Source organism: Dyadobacter tibetensis Y620-1 (assembly GCF_000566685.1).
Lineage (GTDB): Bacteria > Bacteroidota > Bacteroidia > Cytophagales > Spirosomataceae > Dyadobacter > Dyadobacter tibetensis.
The window spans coordinates 270,332-293,714 of record NZ_AZQN01000001.1 but is presented as its reverse complement, the minus strand read 5'-3'; the positions used below and the strand labels follow the sequence as shown (position 1 = coordinate 293,714).

General features: G+C 42.8%; 22 protein-coding genes and 2 riboswitches. Of the genes, 12 read left to right on the top strand and 10 right to left on the bottom strand.

Going from position 1 to position 23,383, the window contains the following annotated elements; all coding sequences use genetic code 11:
• Window positions 1-38: 38 nt before the first annotated feature.
• From X939_RS0101220 to X939_RS21945, 3 genes are all read right to left on the bottom strand, one after another.
• A complete protein-coding gene (locus X939_RS0101220; RefSeq protein ID WP_025761428.1) occupies window positions 39-2,318 on the bottom strand; it encodes a TonB-dependent receptor in 2,280 nt (759 codons plus the stop codon).
• 275 nt (window positions 2,319-2,593) lie between these two features.
• Window positions 2,594-2,782, bottom strand: a riboswitch (cobalamin riboswitch).
• A gap of 362 nt (window positions 2,783-3,144) precedes the next feature.
• Window positions 3,145-3,285, bottom strand: coding sequence for a hypothetical protein (locus tag X939_RS23540; RefSeq protein WP_157493009.1), 141 nt, complete (start codon window positions 3,283-3,285; stop codon window positions 3,145-3,147).
• 335 nt (window positions 3,286-3,620) lie between these two features.
• A complete protein-coding gene (locus X939_RS21945) occupies window positions 3,621-3,827 on the bottom strand; it encodes an AbrB/MazE/SpoVT family DNA-binding domain-containing protein (RefSeq protein WP_044198162.1) in 207 nt (68 codons plus the stop codon).
• Between the two features lie 278 nt (window positions 3,828-4,105).
• On the opposite strand from X939_RS21945, the gene X939_RS0101200 reads away from it, so the two are divergent.
• Window positions 4,106-5,206, top strand: coding sequence for an ISAs1 family transposase (locus tag X939_RS0101200; RefSeq protein ID WP_025761427.1), 1,101 nt, complete (start codon window positions 4,106-4,108; stop codon window positions 5,204-5,206).
• Between the two features lie 78 nt (window positions 5,207-5,284).
• Here the strand turns inward: X939_RS0101200 and X939_RS0101195 are convergent, their stop codons facing one another.
• Window positions 5,285-5,875: a Crp/Fnr family transcriptional regulator gene (locus X939_RS0101195; RefSeq protein ID WP_025761426.1), complete on the bottom strand. Its 591-nt coding sequence runs from the start codon at window positions 5,873-5,875 to the stop codon at window positions 5,285-5,287.
• Between the two features lie 243 nt (window positions 5,876-6,118).
• On the opposite strand from X939_RS0101195, the gene X939_RS0101190 reads away from it, so the two are divergent.
• From X939_RS0101190 to X939_RS0101180, 3 genes are all read left to right on the top strand, one after another.
• Window positions 6,119-6,706, top strand: a complete 588-nt coding sequence (locus X939_RS0101190) for a Riean_0653 family protein (RefSeq protein ID WP_025761424.1) — start codon at window positions 6,119-6,121, stop codon at window positions 6,704-6,706.
• A gap of 75 nt (window positions 6,707-6,781) precedes the next feature.
• Window positions 6,782-7,456: a hypothetical protein gene (locus X939_RS0101185; RefSeq protein WP_025761423.1), complete on the top strand. Its 675-nt coding sequence runs from the start codon at window positions 6,782-6,784 to the stop codon at window positions 7,454-7,456.
• Window positions 7,457-7,500: 44 nt separating this feature from the next.
• Window positions 7,501-9,792 carry a T9SS type A sorting domain-containing protein gene (locus X939_RS0101180; RefSeq protein WP_025761422.1) on the top strand — a complete coding sequence of 764 codons (2,292 nt, stop codon included), beginning with the start codon at window positions 7,501-7,503 and terminating at the stop codon, window positions 9,790-9,792.
• Between the two features lie 108 nt (window positions 9,793-9,900).
• Here the strand turns inward: X939_RS0101180 and X939_RS0101175 are convergent, their stop codons facing one another.
• The 3 genes from X939_RS0101175 to X939_RS0101165 form a co-directional block, all read right to left on the bottom strand.
• Window positions 9,901-10,404: a hypothetical protein gene (locus tag X939_RS0101175; protein WP_025761421.1), complete on the bottom strand. Its 504-nt coding sequence runs from the start codon at window positions 10,402-10,404 to the stop codon at window positions 9,901-9,903.
• 5 nt (window positions 10,405-10,409) lie between these two features.
• The gene (locus X939_RS0101170) at window positions 10,410-10,871 is read right to left on the bottom strand and encodes a carboxypeptidase-like regulatory domain-containing protein (protein WP_025761420.1); all 462 of its coding nucleotides are present in this window, start codon (window positions 10,869-10,871) and stop codon (window positions 10,410-10,412) included.
• A gap of 487 nt (window positions 10,872-11,358) precedes the next feature.
• Window positions 11,359-11,808, bottom strand: a complete 450-nt coding sequence (locus tag X939_RS0101165) for a hypothetical protein (RefSeq protein WP_131694688.1) — start codon at window positions 11,806-11,808, stop codon at window positions 11,359-11,361.
• Between the two features lie 363 nt (window positions 11,809-12,171).
• Window positions 12,172-12,417: riboswitch (cobalamin riboswitch) on the top strand.
• A gap of 177 nt (window positions 12,418-12,594) precedes the next feature.
• Here X939_RS0101165 and X939_RS0101160 point away from each other — a divergent pair.
• A complete protein-coding gene (locus X939_RS0101160; RefSeq protein ID WP_025761417.1) occupies window positions 12,595-13,236 on the top strand; it encodes a hypothetical protein in 642 nt (213 codons plus the stop codon).
• Window positions 13,237-13,268: 32 nt separating this feature from the next.
• Window positions 13,269-15,452 carry a TonB-dependent receptor plug domain-containing protein gene (locus tag X939_RS0101155; protein WP_025761416.1) on the top strand — a complete coding sequence of 728 codons (2,184 nt, stop codon included), beginning with the start codon at window positions 13,269-13,271 and terminating at the stop codon, window positions 15,450-15,452.
• Between the two features lie 5 nt (window positions 15,453-15,457).
• Here X939_RS0101155 and X939_RS0101150 read toward each other — a convergent pair whose 3' ends face one another.
• Window positions 15,458-16,021, bottom strand: a complete 564-nt coding sequence (locus X939_RS0101150) for a hypothetical protein (RefSeq protein WP_025761414.1) — start codon at window positions 16,019-16,021, stop codon at window positions 15,458-15,460.
• 401 nt (window positions 16,022-16,422) lie between these two features.
• Between X939_RS0101150 and X939_RS0101145 the strand changes: the two genes are divergently transcribed.
• The 6 genes from X939_RS0101145 to X939_RS0101120 all read left to right on the top strand — a co-directional run bounded on the left by X939_RS0101145 (window position 16,423) and on the right by X939_RS0101120 (window position 20,933).
• Window positions 16,423-16,830, top strand: coding sequence for a DoxX family protein (locus tag X939_RS0101145; protein ID WP_025761413.1), 408 nt, complete (start codon window positions 16,423-16,425; stop codon window positions 16,828-16,830).
• Complete coding sequence (locus X939_RS0101140) at window positions 16,827-17,420, top strand: TetR/AcrR family transcriptional regulator (protein WP_025761412.1); 594 nt, start codon at window positions 16,827-16,829, stop codon at window positions 17,418-17,420. The genes X939_RS0101145 and X939_RS0101140 overlap by 4 nt, the downstream gene beginning before the upstream one ends.
• Before the next feature lie 65 nt (window positions 17,421-17,485).
• On the top strand, window positions 17,486-17,902 hold the full coding sequence (locus X939_RS0101135; RefSeq protein WP_025761410.1) for an organic hydroperoxide resistance protein: 417 nt from the start codon (window positions 17,486-17,488) through the stop codon (window positions 17,900-17,902).
• A gap of 38 nt (window positions 17,903-17,940) precedes the next feature.
• On the top strand, window positions 17,941-18,942 hold the full coding sequence (locus tag X939_RS0101130) for an NADP-dependent oxidoreductase (protein WP_025761409.1): 1,002 nt from the start codon (window positions 17,941-17,943) through the stop codon (window positions 18,940-18,942).
• Window positions 18,943-19,008: 66 nt separating this feature from the next.
• Window positions 19,009-20,172 (top strand): iron-containing alcohol dehydrogenase, encoded by a 1,164-nt coding sequence (locus X939_RS0101125; RefSeq protein ID WP_025761408.1) that lies wholly within the window; start codon window positions 19,009-19,011, stop codon window positions 20,170-20,172.
• Window positions 20,173-20,252: 80 nt separating this feature from the next.
• Window positions 20,253-20,933: a type 1 glutamine amidotransferase domain-containing protein gene (locus X939_RS0101120; RefSeq protein ID WP_025761407.1), complete on the top strand. Its 681-nt coding sequence runs from the start codon at window positions 20,253-20,255 to the stop codon at window positions 20,931-20,933.
• A 114-nt stretch (window positions 20,934-21,047) separates the two neighbouring features.
• On the opposite strand, the gene X939_RS0101115 is transcribed toward X939_RS0101120, so the two are convergent.
• Together X939_RS0101115 and X939_RS0101110 are read right to left on the bottom strand one after the other, a co-directional pair.
• Window positions 21,048-21,857: an alpha/beta hydrolase gene (locus tag X939_RS0101115; RefSeq protein WP_025761406.1), complete on the bottom strand. Its 810-nt coding sequence runs from the start codon at window positions 21,855-21,857 to the stop codon at window positions 21,048-21,050.
• Between the two features lies 1 nt (window position 21,858).
• Window positions 21,859-23,382, bottom strand: coding sequence for a DUF1501 domain-containing protein (locus X939_RS0101110; protein WP_025761405.1), 1,524 nt, complete (start codon window positions 23,380-23,382; stop codon window positions 21,859-21,861).
• Window position 23,383: the final 1 nt, after the last annotated feature.

Sequence of the window (23,383 nt, the reverse complement as noted above, 5' to 3'; positions counted from 1 at the left end):
CTCCAAGTAAGCGATATATTTGCACCAAAACTTTCACCTTAGTATGTATATTTCATTGTCAACAAATAATTCCTTACCGGCCCTGCTGAGAACTGGTTGGTATAAATCGCATTGGCATAGTATTTCTCATCCAAAAGATTATTGACATTAAGCCTCAACCCAACTCTACCAAAGCGATATGCTAAGGCCGCATCTAACAAGGTGTAAGCAGGCAAATTGAAGGAATTCTTCGTGCTGGTAAAGGTTTTGTCCATATAATTACCGCCTAGACTGAGGCTGAAGTTCCTGAGAAAGCCTCTGGACATTTCGTAGGTAACCCACAGATTGGCCAATTGTTTTGGAGCAAATGCAACTTGATTGCCCGCAATCGGGTTGTTCTCAATGCCCCGATAGTCCAGATAAGTGGCTTTGGAGAATGTATAGCCGGCCATAATCTGAAGTCCCTGGAGCGGTTGCCCCTGAACCTCCAATTCGAAACCCTTGGAACTTGCCGAACCAATAGGCATTAATACCCCACCGGGCAAAGATTCTAATTGGTTATTTTTACGCATATAATACAGGGCAGCAGTGCCCGTCCACTTACGACCCACTTCTACCTTTGCACCCAACTCTGCCTGTAAACCTGTCTCCGGGTCGAAGGTCTGTCCGTTATTGGAAAAGCGGCGAGTAGGTTTAAAATAGGTGGAATAAGAACCATAAATCGAAAAAGTATTCCAAGGTTGATATACGAGCCCAAGGCGATAGGTAAGCGCTGCACTTGTAATACTGGTTACCTCTCCCTTTTCTATGACCTTTCTATCCTTATCCACCCGATCGGTATAATAGTTTCCGTCAAAAATGTCGTAACGAAGACCTATTAGGACCTTTAAATATGGATTTATTTCAACAAAATCTTGGAGATATATTCCATGAACATTTTCCTCCGTGGCCTTATAATTTTGGGTTTCATAACTTAAAAAGCCTTGATTTAATTGGGGAGAGACAACAGGCACACTCGCATGCAGCGCTGGGCCTACCACCTTCCCATTATAAGTCTTCCGGCCCATAATCCCCAAAGAATAGCCAGCCAGTATTCGATGGGCAACTGTACCCGTTTTGGTTAAAAAACTGAGTTCCAACTGGTTCTGTATAGGCTTTGTAAGGTGATTAAAAAAATAGGGGAAGCTCCTTTTTAATGAATCCTGCTGGCTTGTAAAGCTGAGCTCCTCTGTAGAAAAGTAATCGATATTATCATCATAATACGAGAGTTGATTACTCAGCTTGAGCCCCTTATTAAATTGATGCGTATAAAGAATTTGGAAATTATACTGATTATTCTTCAGAAAATCCTGAGGGTCATTATAACGACTATCAGGCTTCATGCCCGGCACTAATCTGCCACCTTCGAGCATCGGAATTCCAGCATCTGTATCATACCAATCCTGATTACCGCCAAATGATAATACTATCTGATCCTTGTCAGTGGGCCTGTAATCCAGAGATAAGTAAGCACTCTGTGTTTGCGATCCCGAACGGCGGTACCCCTCCGTTTGGGAAAGGCCAAAATCGACCCGATAGCGAAGTTTGGAACAAAGGGCTCCTCCGGCACCAGCCCTAAGTCTCCTGGTATGAAAACTTCCAAAAGAGGCCGAAAAATCGGCTTCGAAGACATCTGTTGGCTTTTTCCTGATGATATTGATAACACCACCCAACGCCGAATGCCCATATAATACAGATGCAGGGCCTTTTAATACCTCAACGGAAGCTACATTGGCCAGATTGGTACTGGGCGCACTATTAGACAAATTGTGCCGCTCATCGCGTACCCCATCCACCAGTAATACAAAATTGGAGAAACCACGAATTGTAAAATACTGAAAACCTCCGTAGGTATTATTGGCACGAATACCACTTACATTTTTAAGGGCATCTCCCAGATCGTCAGCCCCTCTTTCTTGAAGTATTTTGGCCGAAACAATTGATGCAGACAGCGGTAGATTGCGCAACGGAATATCTAATTTATTAAGAGAAATCACAGCCTCCAAAGGCCGCATACTTACTACTACCTCCGTGAGTTGATGTGTGCTCGAAAGCAGCTGGTAAGACAGGATAACTGTAATGCCATCTTTGATTTCGATTCGCTCATTTGTGGCGTCAAAGCCTATACCGGACACCTCCAGATCATATATTCCATCGGGCAAACCTTGAATGGCAAAAAAACCTTTCTCATTGGTTGTAGCCAACTTATCTGTCCCCATGAGCCGGATACTCAAGCCCACCAAAGGTGCCTGAAACTCATCCACTACAGTCCCAACAACTTTACCTTTATGATGGGCCATTAGTAAATGACTGTGTAACAAAAAGATAGAAAAGAAAACAACAAGCCGAATGTTGTTCATAGCGATAAATTTACCTGTGCCAGTTCGCGGGCATCGGTAGGTCATAAATTGCATTGCTTTTAACTTTTTTTAAATGAGTTAAAAGTCCAAGACAAATTTTCTATGTCAAACGGGGGAGGTAAGTGGTTGGGAGCTGGACGCAAGGCCCTGACAGTATAGGGGCTGTGCCCATACACTGGTTATTCCAAATCCGACTCAACTCCATTCCGCGAGAGCATGGTCAATATAAAAAGGCAGGTCTCCTGACTTGTAACATTTAGATCATCCTTCCCATCTCGATTGAAACAGTGGATATATGTCGATCTAAACTTTAATGGTTACTTACAGTTGCGCGACAGTTCGTGATTCTCACACGATTCCCTATTAATTCACTAAAAAGTAAAACCTTTTCCAATTGGAAAATATAGAAAAGAACTCTTTAAAGCATCAAAGTTAGTATATATTTTCTGGTTTTGACAAGGGATATGTCGATTAAGCAGGGAATTTGCTTTTAAACTTTCTTGCAAAAGACCCATCGCAACCTTGACGATAACATCGATAAATTGATAAGTGCAAAAAATCGATGGGACCTTTTACAACCCATAGCCAATGAGGCATGCAAAGAGCCCTGAAGTAATTCGGGGCGTTTTGTGGCGAATAGATGAAGTTTACGCCAGCCTGCGTAATTATGAAATGCCATCAAAATAAGATTAGGTGATACTGATCAGTGCCTGGGGGAGCACATCCAGTTCCGATTTGGCGGTACGCTGGCATCCAGCCGAACAGGTTATGGTGATTTTCCGTTGCTTGCTCCGATGGGTACTGTCGGAATCAATGCCGAGGCTATCACTGCCTGCTTGGTATTAAAGGTTTGCGATGGAGCAAAGCCTGCCTTTGGTCTGAGCCTGCCGTCTGGGTTCGTCTCCACTGCGGAGGAATTAATTTCCTGAAGTCGGATCAAAGATAATCCGATAGGTACGACTGCCGATTGCAAAATTAAAAAAGTCGTGATAAAGTCTACTAAACTCTTTTGTGTTTGCCATCTACCTAATTGACTGAAATTCAGTTCTTTACACTTTCAGAGTAATAATGAATTATCTCAAAGCGTAATTCACTCCTGCTTATAAAAATAACATAGGACACAGAACAGAATTCACTACTCTGTGTCGGATCAAGTGAAATCCAATACACCTCATACTGCTTTACTACCACGTCCATTCTTCTTTATCAAAAGAAGTCATACTTTCATCCAATAAAGGCCTGTCATCCCCAGCTGCATGCATCCCCAGCTGCATGCATTTCCAATGCCGCTTCTGCCCAACCTTGCCGGGGAGCAGGTTTGATAACAATCGACCCATTCTCCACTTCCAGCTGAACACTCGACTTAAATGACAAATTCAACTTTTTTAATAGTGTAGAAGGAATAATTATTCCCTGGCTATTTCCAATATTTATGATATTAGCTTTCATAATGTTATAACATTAACAAAATAATGATTCAAATTTATGAAAAATAGTTATAACATTCAATTCTCAAAGACTGTACCTTTCATCAATTGCTTTATAAAGAAAATAAAGCAACTAAATATTTAGTTGCTCGCACAACATTCCCTTTTTTTTTATTTTGTTTCCCTTTTTCGTTCAACTCAAGATATGTCGAGTTATACAAACTTTTTTTAGCTTTCCCGGTAAAATCCTTTTTTTTGTAGGGTGATTGCATCAAATATAAAGTTAGCGATCTTTGTGAGATGGATGTGTCAGATTTTTTTGGAGAGGTTAATGATTATCGAGAAGAGGGCCGGTGTTTTCACGACTTAAGCGATATAATAATGTTGGTTCTTTGTGGGTATCTAGCTGATTGTGATACATTTGAGGATATATATGACTATGCGTGTGAGAAGGAGGCGATTTTGTCTACTTTTCTTTCTTTACCGGGCGGTATTCCTTCCCACGACACTCTTAACCGCGTGTTTCGGCATATTTGTCCAACAGAATTAGAGAAATGTTTAACTGACTGGGGTTCTGAAATAATAGGACTTTTGGCAAAAAAGCAGTTGGCTGTTGATGGTAAACAATTGCGGGGAACAATCAAGGCAGGCAATAAGCAAGCCAATGTTCAAATTGTAAGTGTATGGGCACAAAAGGATCGATTGTGCCTGGGCCAACAGCAAGTAGCGGATAAAACTAATGAAATAAATGCCATACCAGAATTATTACAAGTTATTGATATAGAGGATAGTATTATCAGTATCGATGCGATAGGCTGTCAAAAGAAGATTGTTGACACGATTATTGAGCGAAAGGCGGATTATTTGATAGGGCTAAAGCAAAACCAGTCGGATCTTTATTTACAAGTGCAGGATTGGTTTGAGTTTATTCATAAGAATTTGGAAGCGGATATTAGTCATGATATGGGGCACGGGCGAGGAGAAAAGCGGGAAGTGTGGGTAAATGAAAATTTACGGTTCATCGATGCGCACGAGGAGTGGACGGGCTTAAAGAGTGTTGTATGTGTGGCGTCCACAAGATGGATACATGGAAAGATTCAGTTCGATAAAAGGTACTTTATCAGCTCTTTAACAGGGAAGACTGCTAGGGAGATGGGGGAATATGTACGCAACCATTGGGGTATAGAAAACCAGCAACACTGGCACTTAGACTTAACTTTTTACGAAGACAGATCTAGCTGTCGACAGGATCATGCACCAAGAAACCTGACAACAATACGAAAGACGGCCCTTGCCTTACTACAACGAGAACCGTCCAAAATGAGCCTGAGAAGAAAACGTAAACGAGCAGCCAGAAATGATGACTTTTTAGTAACACTCTTAACGCAACTTACAATTTGATGCAATCACCCTATTTTTTTTGAGCTTGAAGGGGAAAGTATGGGCTGGCACTTTTCCGGTTTGGGTATTTGTAAAAAACTATTTCTTTTCACGCAACAGTAACTTTAAGCAACGGCTGAATGTCGCAGGTGTAGTTCCTAAGTAAGTAGCAATATAATGATCAGGTATCCGACGAAAAAGAGATGATGGATGATTAATATAGGATCCTATTCGTTGCTCCACAGTAAGATATTTAAAGAGCTTCACTTTTTCAGTGAAACTTACTAACCGGTATTCAAGCATCTGAATGATTAAATTTGATATAAGAATATCCTCTTTTGCCACGTTTCTGTATTCTTCATAAGAAATAGAATAAAGAACGCAATCTTCCAGTGCCTCGATTGCTTCCGGGGATTTTTTCTGCAAGAAAAAGCTTTCTGCAATACAAGCAATTTCACCCTCGCCAATATGTCTGGATGTGATATCCTCTTCATTTTTGATATAATAAGAGCGCATCACACCAGAATGTAACAAATAAATACTATCGTTGACTTGACCAATATTAACCAGAGTACGACCTCTACGCACCCGATATGGGCTAGCCATTGAAGTAAAGCGTTCCTTCAAATCGGCAGAAGGAGAAGATGCCAATGTTTCCTTTAACAACCACAGTGGTTTAGGATTATCCATTATACAAGTTAGGCTTTAATCGGATTACTTGTCGTGCGACAACAAAATATCTTGTCGGACATCAACAAAAAATGATATTTTATGACAAGATTTAAATATATTTATATTGATTTAATTTGTAACCAATAAGGCGACTATCTAACATAAGTATTCATAACAAACGATTTTGCATTTATTAGATATCTATTTGATAGATAGCACTTTAATAGATAGTTGTTTAATCTTATTAATATATAAAATCTTATGAAACTATTCAAAATAGCAATTGTATGCTTCGTGTCTATCACAATCATCAGCAGCTGCCGAAAAATCAGCGTTGATCCTGAATTACCCGCCGCAACCCAGGAGGGTAAAAATACTTTTGGCTGTAAAGTTGATGGAAGAATTTGGGAACCAAAAGGGAGTTTTAGTACCCCGGCTTTTGACCTTTCCTATGATCCCACCTGGAATGGTGGAACGATGAGTATTAAAGCGTACCGGTCGTTCAAAGAGAACCCCGACATAAACATTGTAACAAAAGAATTTATAAGTATTTCGCTTGGAGAAGTTTCGAAGCCTGGGCAGTACTCCTTTAACACCCAAGATTCGCTTGCTTTGGGCAATTATACCATGGCTGTTCAAGATCAAACAGGCATCACGGAAATAACAAAGGTGTGCTATTACGATGCCGCTGAGGATTCCCGTTCTGGCATGTTAAACATAACGAAGTTAGATATGGGAAGAGGAATCATTTCAGGAACATTCGAATTTACATTGACAAAAAAAAATCCAATAACCGAATGCAACCCGGTTCTTAAAATCACAGAAGGCCGGTTTGATTTAAAAATGTAGGAGGCGCAATCCTAAACTAACCAAGGACAGATTTAATTCAAAATTTTAGTACTCAACATTAAACAAGCTACTAGTATGAAACTCAAACTTTACTATCTGTTTCTTATTTGTTTTTCGCTGTCATCACTAGCACAAAGCCCGGACGACTACCGGACAAAAATGAATAGTGTGTTCGCCAACATCAGCAAAACACCTATCACAACGGGTTATTTATCGGATTATGGGTTTCCATTTATGCCGCTAGAAAATTCCAACGGGACGCTGAATGCAAACAATGTTACAAATTCCCAAATCTGGCAAATGACCTATGCCACCTGGTATAGTTCTTACATTGCTTCGGCTGACATTCCAGGTGTCAATCCCGCAACAGTGAATACCAATGTTAGCAATACGTTGAATGAGGCAACTGCCATTCCCATTACGCTACTCTATGCAAATTATAATTCATTGAAATCCAACGCAGTTAGTACACGCCTGCTTAATGTTTCCAACAATCAGTTCAATGATGTGCCCGGACGAACCCAAAGCCCGTATGATCTGAGAACATTATTTGTAGCTGCTCCTGCAAAGGATGCCTCTAAAAACAATACAGTTTCCTTCGTATTTAACAGCGCACTCCGCTGGGGGAATGGCGGGGCAATTAACAGCATCGCCATAGATTTTGGTGCAGGTTATCAGACGGCATCCTGGGGCATCCCAATCAGTTATACTTTACCAGCATTGGCGCAAAGCGTATCAAAGTCAGACTGACACCTTCCACAGGAGCAATCGTCGAGAGCCACTTTGATATAAAGGTGACCAGAGTGATCGGTTGCCCAACATGCCGGTATGCAGGAGCTCCTCATGCAAATCAGATATTTGCGCCAACAGCTAACCATGCAGGAGGAACAGCCCAGATTTATTATAGTGCCACGAATACCAGCAATCCGAGAAGGGTAAAAAAACCGCTGATTATATTAGAAGGATTGGATGTAAGCAGGGTTGCTCCTCGATTGCAGGAGGAAGATTATACAGTCATCGATTTTATAGAAGCAATAAATAATTTAGGAGGTGCTAACCCGACAAGTTATGATTTTAATGCGGCTCTGGATGATGCGGGTTACGACATTGTATTTATTAATTATAACAATGGCTCTGACGCCATCCCAAGAAACGCTGCTTTGTTGCAGCAAGTGATAACCTGGGTAAATGGGCAGAAGCAAGCCGGAGACGCACAAAATGTAGTACTAGGGCAAAGTATGGGAGGTCTGGTGGGAAGGTATGCGTTAGCTAATATGGTGCGTACGAGTGTTGCAACACAGACCCGCTTGCTTATTACACATGATAGCCCTCATAGAGGAGCTAACATTCCTTTGGGGATTCAGATGTCCGCCCAGGCAGCCGGAGCTAATAATTTCAATCTGAATGTATTTGGTAACACCATTGTATCATTTAATGCGCGGCAAACCATTCCCCAATTGAATGATGTATTAAATCTGCTCAATGAGCCTGGCCCCACACAAATGCTTATAAATCGGGTTACAGATGCTCTTCCTACGGTTCAGGCTAACACTTTCCTAGCCAATGAATATTGGAATATGGTGAACTTACCGAGTGCCCCTCCTTACCAGATTCGCGCAACGAGTGACGGCTCACAGTGTGGAGTAGCATTAATGTCTCCATCCACCAACTTAGTCAATTTTTCGGCGATGGGATTCTTTTCTCCTATTCCATGGATATCCAATAATAAGTTAAAGACTGATTTTACTGTTAACGCGTCGGCTAATCAAGCGGCAAGCCAGTTGGTTAATCTGAAAGTTTATTCAAGTTATACGATACTTTCATTGATTACGATAAACATTACCCTTTTCCAGAAAACAATAAATGGAGGTGCTATTCCTTTTTATGATGGTGCGGCCGGAGGATCAATATCAAGTAGCCAGTTTCTTGGCGATGGTAGTGGTAGTGCGTCATCATCCTATAAATTTCTGTGGTTCCTGGAGGCAGGATATAGCCTGACAGTTAAGGACTTCACTTTTATTCCTGTTCCTAGTGCGCTGGATTTATCTACATTGGATGCAGCAAGTTTGACTGCTTCCAATGTAGATGGCGTAAATCCTGGCAATCCATCCAGAATGGGGCGGTTTATAGCACAGGAGGCATACACAAAACCAAGCACCTCGGTCACTGCCAATAATGAAAGCCATGTCAGGTTTACCGCCAGAAATAGCAATTGGATGTTTAATGAAATGGAAAACCCAGCGGCGAACGTCCTACACTGCACAACAGAGTGCCCGCTGACCGGAGTAGCCATTGCAGGCCCAAGTCCATTATGTACAACCGGAACCTTTACATTGAACCCAACATTGGCGGGCTCAACAATAGCATGGGCATCTTCAAATACAAGTGTACTAACAATTAACGCAACCACGGGGTTGGCAACTAGGGTTGAAAATACGGTAGCTGGCAACATTACTGCAACAGTAAATGGCTGCGCTGTTGGGTTATCAAAAAGCGTTTGGGCAGGTAGTCCCAATTTAACTAAGACTATAAACGGTGTTGTTGCAGGAACTACGCCGGTAGCAGCGGGCAATCTTTATAATCTTAATGCTACATCAACCAGTCCAAATACGACTTTCAATTATAATAATTATACTGGAACTGGAAATATGACAATAGATCTTTATAGCCCTAACAATCCAGCAACCCAGATGTATGTTTATTCTACGTCAACTTCCGGAAGTAGAAAGGTGAAAGTTACTGCTACAAATGCATGTGGTACTTATAATGAAGATTTTGTATTTTATTTAAATGGAGGCGCTTTAATGGCATATCCGAATCCAACTACCGAATTATTGACCCTGGAATTTGCTAATCCGGAAATTGAGGAATCATTACCATCGCAAATTAATTTGTATAGTGAAAGTAGTATAGAAATTGTAAGATCGGTAGCTGTTACAGAGGTTTACAATAAAAAGGGCTTTACAGATGGAAATAAAATAACAATTGATGTCCGAAATTTACCTCGTGGAATATATTACTTACATAGTATACCAGCGAAAAATGCTGATATGAAAGTTGAAAAAGTTAGAATTAAGTTGGAATAATCACCCGCTTCATGATAAATTCTAATTTAACAAATAGTCATAAAAGTCAAAGAGTATCATAAGGAGACTTTTTTGAGAGAGCGTTAAATTAACTGTGTAAGTCCCGTGTTAAAATAACAGCGCAAAGGGATTAAATTTTGATTTGACATATTTACTGGCGTCGGCCTTTTTGCCTTCGCTTTTGACTTTGATGTTTTCCTCTACCTGTGCCTCGCTTAACAGCAGGGCGTCCATGTTGATGATACCGACAGGGATGACATTATTGGCTGTAACCTCCTTGCGGCTCCGTTTAAAAATCTTCCCCATGGTTTGCGGTTTCTTTCTGCCATCCATATTGCCCCTTTCCGCGGTTTCGATCAACTGGCGCAGCAGCCTGGCATCAAGGTGCGTAACATAGGCTCCTTCCTTGTTTTTCTCCCGTGCTCGGAACGGTTCCAGCTGGTAATCCAGTGCAATGGCCTTATTGAGCAACACCTTCTCTTTTAAACTTTCGGTGTCCATGCGCTCCATCACTTTGGTATTTTCTTCTTCGAAGCTTTGGGCGTGTACATTGGCTGCACACACTAAGCAAAGCAACACTGCAATTTTTAAAACAATAGAGGTTCCTTTCATGATTGTTATTGTTTGATGAATTGATAGTTAAGAGTCGTTGTTTTACCCCAGTTCTCACGTGCGATGTCGCGAGGAGCAGTTTCCAGAACAAAACTATTGTTTCTGGATATATGCGGAGCATAGCCCTGATTTCCAGTAGGCACCTTATCTGTTGGCCTGGAAAGTATACTAATATGATCCGTATTTTTCGGTATAATTTGCGAGAGTTTATAGTTGCCATCCTTGTCGCTTTCAGTAGTAATACTGAAAGTGGTAGTTCCTGCAAAGCCCTTAACGTCCGTACCTGATAACCTCAACCCCGCGCCTTCCAGAGGCAGGCCTTTCTCATCAATAATCTTCCCAGTGACAATGGTGGGTGAAGTGGGTAGTTTTTCTTTGCAGGAACCGACCAAAAAGAGTGGCAGGGCCAAAAACTGTAATAGTTGTCTTCGTTTCATCGCGATATAATTTAGTGTTCTTCGTTTCATGGTGATATAATTTAGTGTTATATCAATAGTTTTAATGACCAATATTACTACTTAATTTCCGACTCATTACTTGTCGTACGACAACATTTTAGCTTATTCTACGACAATATTTTTACTTAATACACGACAAGTAAATTTAACTTATACTCTTACATAACAGAACATTACTTATAAAAAATAACCTGGACGTCCCAAAATTACAATCAGGTATATACGTTGTTTTTTGTTTAGAAAAGGCATAGCCACTTCATAGTCATATTTGACCTCTCCTGATCGACTCAATCCTGATACGTTGCGCTTTTCGAAAATTGCGCCCTGCTGAAATAAAAGAGAGGGTTCTCAAAGTACCTCCTAACACAAAACTCGCAACAATAGGGTTAGAATCATCGCCAGTAAAAAGGTCAAACTTTCGAACTCCGCTTGCTACACCAACCAAGGCTGCTCCAACCACGATTCCCCCAAATACTGTCAATGCAATTCCTCTGTCTCAGGGATTGACAAAATTTATCCGGAGTGCCGAATCAGGCATTGTCTGGAATGGCAATTGCCTTAATTCATTAACTGAGAGCCATTTATGTTTAATTGTGTCATTGGAAAAACAGATATTGCGCAATATCTGCCTGATGTTGTAAATCCAATAGGAATCCGGGTTAAGTTCAGGATAGGACTGTACACTTCTGAGTTCCCCATCATCCAATACCTCATCACGCTGAAACTGCACATCACCCTGAAAGACCTCGTCCTGCAGCGGTCCGGCCGTGATGAGTTCTATATTTTCATATTTGCTCGCGTCTGCCTTTTTTCCTTCGCTTTTGACTTTGATGTTTTCCTCTACCTGTGCCTCACTTAACAGCAGGGCGTCCATGTAGATGATGCCGACGGGGATGACATTACTGGCAGTAACCTCCTTGCGGGTGCGTTTAAAAATTTTCTCCATGGTCTCCGGTTTCTTTCTGCCATCCATATCGCCCCTTTGGCGGATTCCATCAACTTGCGCAGCAGCAAGGCGTCAAGGTGTGTAGTATAGGCTCCTTCCCTATTTTTCTCCCATGCGGGAAATTTACTTTTACTTTTTTTAGGAGTACTTACCTATAAATAGCTTATATTGAGGCTATAAGAGGCTGTGAAATCACCTTAACAGCAGTGAATCAAACAAAGTCCTTAAGGCGCGGCAGCCCTGCCATCATCCCGAGGTAAAATAGACTGACAAGCATCAAGATTTATAAAAGCGAATGCCCTGGGCGATTAAGATTTTTGGGTAGACTTAAAGTTTTATTTGTTTGGATCAAAATAAAACCACTAGTTTTGCAGCCTCATTGGTTTGCGTTCGGAGAGTTAAGTCATCGACGCAATTGAAAGGGAATCCGGTGAAAATCCGGAGCAGTACCCGCTGCTGTAAGTTCAACGAAAGGGTTTTGGCAAGAAGCCACTAGGAGAAATAACAGTGAATCGAAAAGGCATATAGCCTCCACTATTCACTGCTTCACTCCCGGGAAGGCGCCAAAGCTGAACGAGCCAGAAGACCTGCCATTTGAGATACGATCCGCATGCTTTCGGGAAGAAAGGCATTGAGATAATGGCAGGATGCTACCGCACTCCTGACCCTACCCTCGTGTATACCCCTTTCCCATTAAGCTTGCGAAAAACGGAAAAGAGACCTCAACAAGGTTTCTGATTTTTCATGCCCTTTTCTAAAAAATAGAAAAGGCGAAATGCAGCTAAAATGATCAATATTTTACTTTTGGACTCCCTGTTGCTAGGGGTACAACATTCTTTTGAGCCCGACCACATGGCGGCGGTATCGGTACTGGCCAGCGACGACAACAAACGTCCTGCCCATCGCTGGAAGCTGATTTGGAGGGCGTCCCACTGGGCGCTGGGCCATTCCTTCTCACTAATTCTTTTTGCCATACTGGTATTGCTGCTGAAATCCAGTATTTCGCTGGAAGTTTCCGAAAAAGTTGAACTGGCAGTGGGCCCCTTGATGATATGGCTCGGTATAGTGGCCATATCCAGGAATTATCGCCCCGCTAAACCACTGTCTATAGCGACCTCCAACAAAAAAATTAGCCGGTCTTTTTGGGTAGGGATGGTGCATGGACTGGCGGGTACCGGAGGTGCCTGTGCGGTGGCACTAACGTTGGCAGCCAGCGACGCCACTACCGCCGTCTGGATCATCATCATCCAGAGTCTGGGCATTATTGTCTCTATGTCAGCTTATGGCTATTTCTTCGCCTTCTCAATGAACCGCTTCGCCGCCAACAGAGAGAAAATTATTCAGATCATCAATTATCTGGTCGGAGGATTCTCCATTCTTATCGGTGCCATTACCCTATTTCATTCCATACAAGCGCTAACGCATTAATCTGTCTTCCGATCTCCTATTTTATTTACTGTATGAAAAGTAATTTTACAGCAGCCGCACGCATTCTGACGGCCATCACACTATTATCCGCCCTACAAAGCGGCCATGCTCAGGGAACTCATCCCGACACGCTACGACAAAACCAATTGGCCCCTGTGGTGATTACTGCCACCCGATCGGAAACCCGTAAGGATCTTATTGCCCAGCAGGTAATCGTACTGGACAGAACCGATATTGAACGCACGCCGGCCAATGACCTTACCGATCTGGTTCGGAAACTGGCTGCTGTAGACATTATCCAATACCCCACCCTCTCTTCTGGCGTAGGAATAAGAGGCTTTCGACCTCAGTTTTCGGGCCTTAACCAGAGAACCCTATTGCTAATAGATGGACGACCTGCTGGGGCTACCAATCTTTCCCAAATCAATTTTAATGGAATAGAACGAATTGAAGTACTAAAAGGTCCTGCCTCAGCCTTATATGGCTCTCAAGCCATGGGGGGCGTAATTAATGTGGTCAGCATGCGCTCAAAAGGCCCGACGAAAGGTTCTGCTTATGCAGCTTATGGTAGTTTCCAAACGCTAGAGACCGGCCTCCAGGTAGGGGGTAACATAATTCCGAAGCTTGATTATGACGTATCAGTGAGCTATTTTGAAAGGGGTGCAGACTATAGGATCGGTAAAGACAATTTGTTGAGAAATGCTTTTAATCTGGATCAGGCCTATAAATATTACCGCTCCCAGCCTGAAGCATTTGTAGATGACAAGGTTGGAGATGGAAAAAAAAGGCCCTTTACTGCCTTTCATCATTCTTCCGCTGCACTCCGTTTCGGTTATCAACTTAATGATCGCTGGAGGATGGATGTGCGTACCGACAGATTCCAGGCGAAAGATGTGGAGTCTCCTGGCGACATCGCATCGGGTAGTACGGGGACAAGCAAAAAAGATATAGATCGGTCGGCGGTGGACCTTGGAATCACCGGGATCTTGGGAGCGCATAGACTTTCACTTCAGGCATTCGCTTCTGAGGAAAATAGCCAAAATTATAACCTCAATAGTGGAGGCAAGCCTATTATTCCTTTCCGTTCAGCACAAAGTCAGAACCTCTGGAAAGGCATTCAGCTAAAGGATCATTGGAACATAGACCGCCATCAAGTCACGATGGGATATGACTATCTGGACGCTTCAACCAACAGCAAGCGCTGGTCAAACGACACCACAGAGCGGGCGCCTTATCAGCCTCATTATGCTTTGCGTACCTCCGCCTGGTACGCTCAGGGACTTTTGCAATTCGACCGACTTAGCATACAGCCAGGTATCAGATTTGAGTACATTCGTTTCGAAGTTAAGAAAACCGATTTATTGCCAAGCTATCAGGCTGGCAAGAAAACGATTCCATTTACCAGTCCAAGTCTTGGCCTCACCTATAGGCTCAGCCAGGGTCTCAAGCTTAAGGGCAATATTGGCAGGGCATTTGTAACGGCAGATGCCTACTCCGTGGCCGGGTATAATGAAGTACGAGATAATAAGGGCAAAATAGCTGTAACTGCTGGCAATCCAAACCTGAAGCATGAAAGTAGTTTGAGCTGGGATCTGACGGCATCCTTCTATAAGCCTAAAAATGGTCTGACTGCAGAAGTTACCTATTTTCAAACCTCGGTCTTCGATCGCATTACCAAATCGGTTACCGCCGTGAATGAAGTACAGCCCAATAATGATATAATAGTTTCACGCATAACCTATGTAAATGCGACCAAAGCGCAGATGGCCGGTTTGGAAACTCAACTACAGTACGATTTGGGCGTGCTAGCAGACTATCGTTATTCCCTGCGTACATTCTTCAATAGTACTAGTTATTTTAAGGCCAAAGAAGAAATTGTAGACCAGGAAAATAATATAAGTAAACGTGATATTCACAATGTTGCCAAAAATACTTTTAATTATGGTATTGAGTACGACAATAACAAATGGTGGTCCCTTAGACTAACGGGCAGAACCATTGGCTGGCGCAAGGACATCGACTACAACGATGCTGAAAGTCCGGTGGTACGATACCCCTCCTATTCGGTATTAGACCTCGCTGTTAACTTCAAGCTAGGCCCCCAGCACCAGATCATGCTCAAAGTCAGCAATCTAACGGATGAGAATTACTACGAAAAACGAGGCTATAACCTACCTGGTAGAGCGGCTTCCCTTCGTTATCAAATATCATTCTAGTACGATCAAGGTTTGAAAATATAATCCATCTGATGAATATCGGTGCCGTGTAGGAGGCCATCCTTTCCCCAATAAACCCGAAGGGAAAGCCGGTGGCCTCCATCCGTTAATACCCACCCGCTGCCGAACTTACCTTGAACAGTTACTTCAGCTTTAGCTTCCCGTCCGTTCCTATCCTTGCCTGCCAAAGCGTAAGTATACTCGTATTGGGTTGGTTTTCCGGATCGACTTAGGTATGAACCTATAGGATAGGTGGTCGTATCATCCAAGGAATTGTAACTATATTCCTCCAGGTTATTTTCTTTAAATCTTTTGATAGCCTCCCATGAACTCATCTTTAACCGAGTCTCTTCATTATCTGACAAATAAAACCCTGTACTATCATTGATGGATATCCATATACTATCTTCAATAGTAGTGTCTGGACGGTCGTTTAAGGACGGATCCTTTGAGTGATTAAAAGATGCATCATTCTTATGACGATTACATCCCTGAAGCATAAGCAGTAAATTAAAAATTGCTCCGCTTACCAGCCATATCGCTAATTTATTAATGTTGTTAATGCGCATAGATGGGTAAAAAATGACTTTTCGATCGTAAAATGCAAGTTATACATTCCGATCTAATTTCTATCCACTTCGCAAGTAACCGTGGTTCCGCTAAACTCCATGAAATCTTTATTTTACATACAAACCAAGTATTTGGATAAATTTGAATCGCTAGAATATCTTGCAAATGCGCAAGTAATGCAATATTCCTCAGCGGGAAAAGTGGAGGGCCTTCCTTGAATTGCATATGGGTTTTCGAAAAAAAATAGGCCTTTTATTTCAGCTCATACCTGGAGGAGGAAGCGTTATTATTGGAAGATGACTCATAAATCTTAAAATTTAAGGTCATATAAAAATAAGATCAACAATATTGAATGAATGTTCATTTATTATTGTTGTATCATTGGTTGTCACATATATATATGAGTAAGGTAGCAGAAATTACTTTTAGAATAGTCCGATACTTTTTAGCCATTCTGATGGTTACGGGCGGAGTTCAACATTTCCGAAATCCCGAGGCATACTTAGCGTTTGTTCCTTCCTTCCTGCCTGAGAAAATGAGCGTAATTTATCTCTCAGGAATTCTAGAAATAGGGTTCGGGGCCCTTGCACTAATTCCAGGAAAAAGCAAGGAATGGGGCAGCCTGGGAATTTTAGGATTGCTGATTTTGTTTTTGCCTATTCATATCACCGATGTGTTTGTGCAATCTCCGGCTATGGGCAGTGGCAGATCGGCAGAAATACGACTGGTTCTGCAATTCATCTTAATCTGGGCTGCTTTTCGGGTCTATAAGCGAGTTCAAAGTGATTTTAAATCATCCAAATTATGAAAGATAAGACATTAGATAAAAAAGAAAAAGTTGTAGATAAAAGAGCAGCATTATTGGAGGCAACCCTGTTTCTAGTCAATAATAATGGGTTTCATGATGCACCCATGGCAAAAATAGCGAAGCTGGCTGGGGTGTCTCCTGCCACAATCTATCTCTATTTTGAAAACAAACAAGACTTGATTAATCAGTTATACCTGAAAGTAAAAGCTTCTTTCAGCGAACATGCCTTTAGAAATTTTGACCCTTCTACCCCCGTTAAAAAAGGTTTTGAAATGATCTGGTATGCTATTGCGCGATACAAGATAAAATACCCCGATGAGGCCATGTTTCTATCTCAGTGCGACATGACCCCAATGATTGATCAAGAAAGTAAGCAAAAAGGTTTGGTCCATCTCCAGCCACTTTTAGACCTGTGGCTAAGGGGGCAAGAAGAGGGGGTCATAAAGGAAATATCCCCCTATTTACTATATGCTTATACGATCCACCCCCTATCTTTTTTAATTATGGTCCATCAGCAACAGCAATATATGCTGAGCGATCAGCAACTTCAGGACGCATTTATTTTAACCTGGGATGGAATTAAAAAATAATTTTTTTGTTAATCCAGTGAATGAACGTTCATTTTTAATCTATCAATAAATTTATCATAACAAAAATGAAAACCTTATATACGGCGAAAGCCACCGCAACCGGAGGAAGAGAAGGAAGAACGACTACCGAAGATGGGGTCTTAGACCTTCGTATAGAGATACCCAAAGAAATGGGAGGAAAAGGGGGGGCCTTTACCAATCCGGAACAATTATTTGCTGCTGGTTATGCTGCATGCTTTGACAGTGCACTCAACCATGTAGCTCGCTCCCAGAAAATCCGGCTTGAGCAGACAGCGGTAACTGCATCTGTAAGCATCGGGGCCACCGAAACGGGTGGATTTGGCCTGGCCGTGAAGTTAGAAGTCTCTATTCCAAACATTGAAAGGGAGTTGGCCCAAAAATTGCTGGAAACAGCACATCAGGTATGCCCTTACTCCAATGCTACCAGGGGCAATATAGAAGTAAACTTAGAGCTGGTATAACCACCGGATTAAATCATTGTAATAAAAAAACTGAAATTATGAGCAACAGAACAATCTTATTAAATAGCCGCCCTGTGGGCATGCCCACCGCCAACGATTTCAAATTTGTTGAGCAGGAGTTGGCAGGAATTCAGCCGGGAGAAATACTATTAAAAACCCGATACGTATCGGTCGATCCTTACTTACGGGGCAGAATGAGTGATGCAAAATCGTATGTCGCACCATTTGAACTGGACAAACCCATCAATTCCGGAGTGGTCGCCGAAGTTATAGAGTCTCAAAACGATCAATATTCGCCGGGAGACTGGGTAATTGGAGCATTGGACTGGTCCGAAATGCAAATATCCAATGGAAAAGGTCTTAACAAGATCGATACACAATTGGCGTCTCCCTCCGCCTACCTGGGTGTATTGGGCATGACAGGCCTTACAGCATATTTTGGTTTAGGAGAAATCGGCAGGCCAAAAGAGGGCGAGACGGTAGTTGTATCGGGTGCTGCTGGGGCCGTAGGAAGTATTGTGGGACAAATTGCTAAGATCAAAGGAGCCAGAGTTATCGGTATCGCTGGTAATGACGAAAAAGTACAGCTTCTCAAGTCTGAGTTTGGATATGATGAGGCCATTAATTACAACTCAACAGAAGATATGCCTGCCGCTATTGCCGCTGCGGCACCAAACGGTGTAGACGTTTATTTCGACAATGTTGGCGGGGAAATATCCGATGCAGTGTATATCAATCTTAATAAATTTGGACGAATCGCTGTTTGTGGATCCATAGCAGTTTATAATGAGACTGAGCGTCCTGTGGGCCCTCGTATAGAGCCTATCATTGTTAAGAACAGTATACTGATGCAAGGGTTTATTGTAAGCAATTATGCTGAAAAATTCCCCGAAGGTGTCCAACAGTTGAGTCAGTGGGTAAATAATGGTTCGTTAAAGCATGTGGAAACCATTATTGAAGGTTTCGATAATATTCCCAAGGCCTTTATTGATCTATTCAGTGGGGCGAATAAAGGGAAAATGATTGTCAAAGTAGACTGATTTTCAGGGTTTCTGATACCCAGATATAAATTAATTGAATCACATCAGCAAATAAAAATTGATCAAATGAACTCATTTCAATATAAGAACCCGACCAAAATCATTTTTGGAAAGGATAAGATTGCCACCTTAAAAACTGAACTCCCGGCAGATGCCCGAATACTAATGCTTTATGGAGGTGGAAGTATAAAAAAGAATGGCATCTACGAGCAAGTAAAATCTGCCTTAGAAGGATTTCAGGTTATAGAGTTTGGAGGCATTCCCGCCAATCCTGAATATGACATTCTATTGGAAGCATTGCAGATAATCGAGAAGGAGAATATCAGTTTTATGCTGGCTGTAGGCGGTGGCTCGGTCATTGATGGTACTAAATTCTTATCTGCGGCTGCCTATTATCAGGGCGAACAGCCCTGGGACATGCTCACAAGCCGACAGCCGATTCTTAAAGGCTTACCTTTTGCTACGGTGCTGACCCTACCAGCAACAGGATCGGAGATGAACAGTGGAACCGTAATAACCCGTGAAGAGACCAAGGAGAAGCTAGCGATGGGTGGACCTGGCCTCTTCCCTGTATTCTCTATCCTGGACCCTCAAGTGGTCATTTCTATTCCTGAACGCCAGCTTGTAAATGGAATTACGGATGCATTTACCCACGTACTGGAACAATATATGACTTATCCCGCCGGTGGAATATTACAGGACCGGTTTGCCGAAAGCATCCTTCAGACTTTAATAGAGGTCGCACCTGTCATTATAAAGGACCCTGCAAACTATGAAGCGGCATCTAATTTTATGTGGAGCTGTACCATGGCACTAAACGGACTTATTCAGCAAGGGGTACCCGGAGATTGGACCGTTCATGCTATGGGCCATGAATTGACGGCGCTTTACGGAATAGACCATGCCAGGACGTTAGCCATCATTGCTCCGAGTCATTATCGCTACTATTTCGATAATAAAAAGGAAAAACTTGCCCAGTATGCAGAACGCGTCTGGAAGATAACCGAGGGTACTTTGGAAGAGAAGGCACAGAAGGGGATAGAGAAAACGGAAGCATTTTTCCAGGGTATGGGCATAGCCACTACCCTAGCGGCCTATACAGAGGAAGTGGTCGGTACAGCTCAGACAATTGCTCAAAGATTCAGCGACCGAGGCTGGAAGAGTATGGGAGAACGGGGTGCATTGAATCCTGAGGATGTAGAAAAGATTGTTGAAATGAGCTATTACTAACTGGCACGATATTCCTGTGTCTCGATTATAGCCAAATAAAGAGCCCCCTGGAGGGGCATCACCAATAAATTATCTAAATCATGAAAATATTATTTGTATTGACCTCCCACGATCAGCTGGGGAATACGGGAAAGAAAACTGGTTTCTGGGTTGAAGAATTCGCAAGTCCATACTATACCTTGCTGGATGCAGGGGCCGAAATAACGGTTGCAACCCCAAAAGGAGGCGCTGCACCTATCGACCCTACAAGCGACACCCCGTCGGCCAGCACTGCAGCCACTGAACGCTTTAAAAAGGATATCGAAGCGCAGGGAGTGATTAAAAACACCCTTTCCTTGGCCACTTTAAAAGCGGAAGATTATGATGCTGTCTTTTATCCTGGTGGGCATGGTCCTCTTTGGGACTTAGCCGATGATGGAACGTCTATTCGTCTGATCGAAACTTTTTATGCCCAGGAAAAACCCATCGCCTTCGTTTGCCATGCTCCTGCAGCCCTTAAATCGGTAAAGGATATGCATGGCAATCCTTTGGTGAGAGGCAAGCAGGTAACCGGATTTAGCAACTCAGAAGAAGAGGCCGTTCAGTTGACCAATGTGGTACCTTTCCTGGTAGAAGATATGTTAAAGGCCAACGGTGGTATATATTCAAAGGAACAGGATTGGCTACCTTTTGTAGTACAGGATGGAAATCTAATTACCGGGCAAAATCCGGCTTCTTCCTCTCTGGTAGCCACGAAACTCCTGGGTGAATTACAGAAATAAATAAGTAAAATATCGGAAGAATAAAACGTGAATATTATCTCCAAAAGCGTGCAAAGGTCCACTAGACCCTTGCACGCTTTTAAGTGTTAGGCCCTTTATATCAGGGAACTTATATTAGATCGTTTTCAATCTACAGTTAAAAAAATGAAGCGTATTTACAATATTTTTTTCCCAATAGGCCCAATCATGACCACCTGAATTTTCTTCGAAATGATGATCGATCTGATGTGTAAGCAAGGCTTGATGAAGTTGTCGGTTAGCCACGATTAAAGGGTCTATTTCCCCGCAGTCGAATCGAAAGGGGCTTAAATGGGCTTTATGTTTGAGTAAAACCTCCAAGACGCTCTCACGTTCCCAGACAGCTTGCTCCAATAACCCAAACTTTCCTTGTTGATAAAAGGGTTCAATTTCTTCGAAACGGGTTATGGAGGATAAGCCTGAAAAAGCGACATACTGATCAGAATATTTTGCACCTATCCGAAGGGCTCCATAACCGCCCATAGACAGGCCAGCAATGAACTGTGGAGAAGTTGCATCGGCCTGTGGGATTAACTCCTGAACAACAGCGGGAACATCCGAAACAATCCAAGCTTCGTAATCGCTAGGGTGCTGCCTTAAATAACCACTACCGTCCCCAATGAGTCCGTCAGAAGGCATGACTAGCAACATGGGTCCAATAGTACCCTCATCGATGAGACGCTGGGCTGTAAGATGTACACCTGCTTTATAAGCCCAGGCCCAATGACTACCGTAGACTCCATGCAAAAGCGTTACCATGGGCATGCCCTTATAAAATTCAAAGCCTTGGGGAACAAAAACAGTGATGTCTCCCCGACCATTAAGATGATCGGATTTGACAGTGATATGTCTCAGGCCTTGTTGCTCAAAGCGAGAATCGGATATTTCTTTGGTATAAAATTTCATTTCAAGTAAGTATATCATGAACCACATGTCCATGAACATCGGTCAAGCGAAATCGTCTCCCTTGATATTTATAAGTCAGACGCTCATGATCGACACCGAGAAGATGCATCATTGTGGCCTGGAAATCATGTACATGGACAGGATTCTTGGTAATATTATAGCTAAAATCGTCTGTCTCTCCATAGCTAATACCGGGCTTAACCCCTGCTCCCGCCATCCACATGGTAAAGCAGCGAGGATGGTGATCACGACCATAATTTGTCGGAGTAAGCTGTCCCTGAGAATAGACGGTACGCCCAAACTCTCCCCCCCAGATCACCAAGGTATCTTCTAGCATACCAGTCCGTTTCAGATCGGTAATCAGGGCAGCGGTGGCCTGATCCGTGTTTTTGCACTGGTGTTTTATTCCCCCAGGCAGGCCTCCGTGCTGATCCCATCCCTGGTGATAAAGCTGGACAAACTTAACATCTTTTTGTAAAAGTTTGCGAGCCAAAAGACAATTGGCAGCATATGTTCCCGGATCCCGACTATCGGGTCCATAAAGTTCGAACACCTCATCTGTCTCCTTACTTACATCCATCACCTCGGGTACAGATGTCTGCATGCGATAGGCCATTTCATACTGGGCCATACGACTATCTATCTCCGGGTCGGCATAGACGCTTCGTTGTACATCGTTCAACTGATTAAGATAGTGTAACATCTGTTCCCTATCGGCCCCGTCGTAGCCTTCAGGATTATTGAGGAAAAGCACAGGATCCTTACCTCCTCGGAACTGAACCCCCTCATACTTGCTTGGTAAAAAGCCGCTCCCCCAAAGCCGCGAATATAAGGGTTGTCCACTTCCATTTTTACTGATTAAAGATATGAAAGTAGGCAGATTGTGATTGTCACTCCCAAGACCATAGCTCACCCATGCCCCGAGAGAGGGCCGACCTGGAAGTTGGTTGCCTGTCTGAAAAAAAGTAATGGCTGGGTCATGGTTTATAGCGTCGGTGTAGAGCGATTTGATGATACAAAGCTCGTCTACCACTTTCGCTGTATAGGGCATCAACTCACTTACCGGCGTATTTGATTTACCATAATTACTAAACTTATAAATGGATGGAGCGATTGGTAGGCTACTTTGGTTTGCACTCATGCCAGTAAGCCGTTGACCCTTTCGAACCGAATCAGGAAGGTTCTGCCCAAACATATCGGCGAGCTTGGGTTTATAGTCGAATGTTTCGAACTGAGAAGGCCCACCACTCATAAACAAAAACACGACTCGCTTAGCCTTGGGTGCAAAATGGGGCAGAGCCTTTAATATCGCTTCCTGCATGTCCTGATCTGTCCCCGCAGACTGATTGGGGGTAGGACCAACCGCCTCCGCTCCAAACAGCCTGCTAGCCCCGTAAATAGAACCAAAAGCGAGGGCTCCCAATCCTAGGGTCGTTTTCGTCAGAAATTTTCTTCTATCCAGTTTTTTGTTCAATTCGTCAAACTCAGGACCATTGAGTCGGAACTCGTCGTGATGATGTGCCATA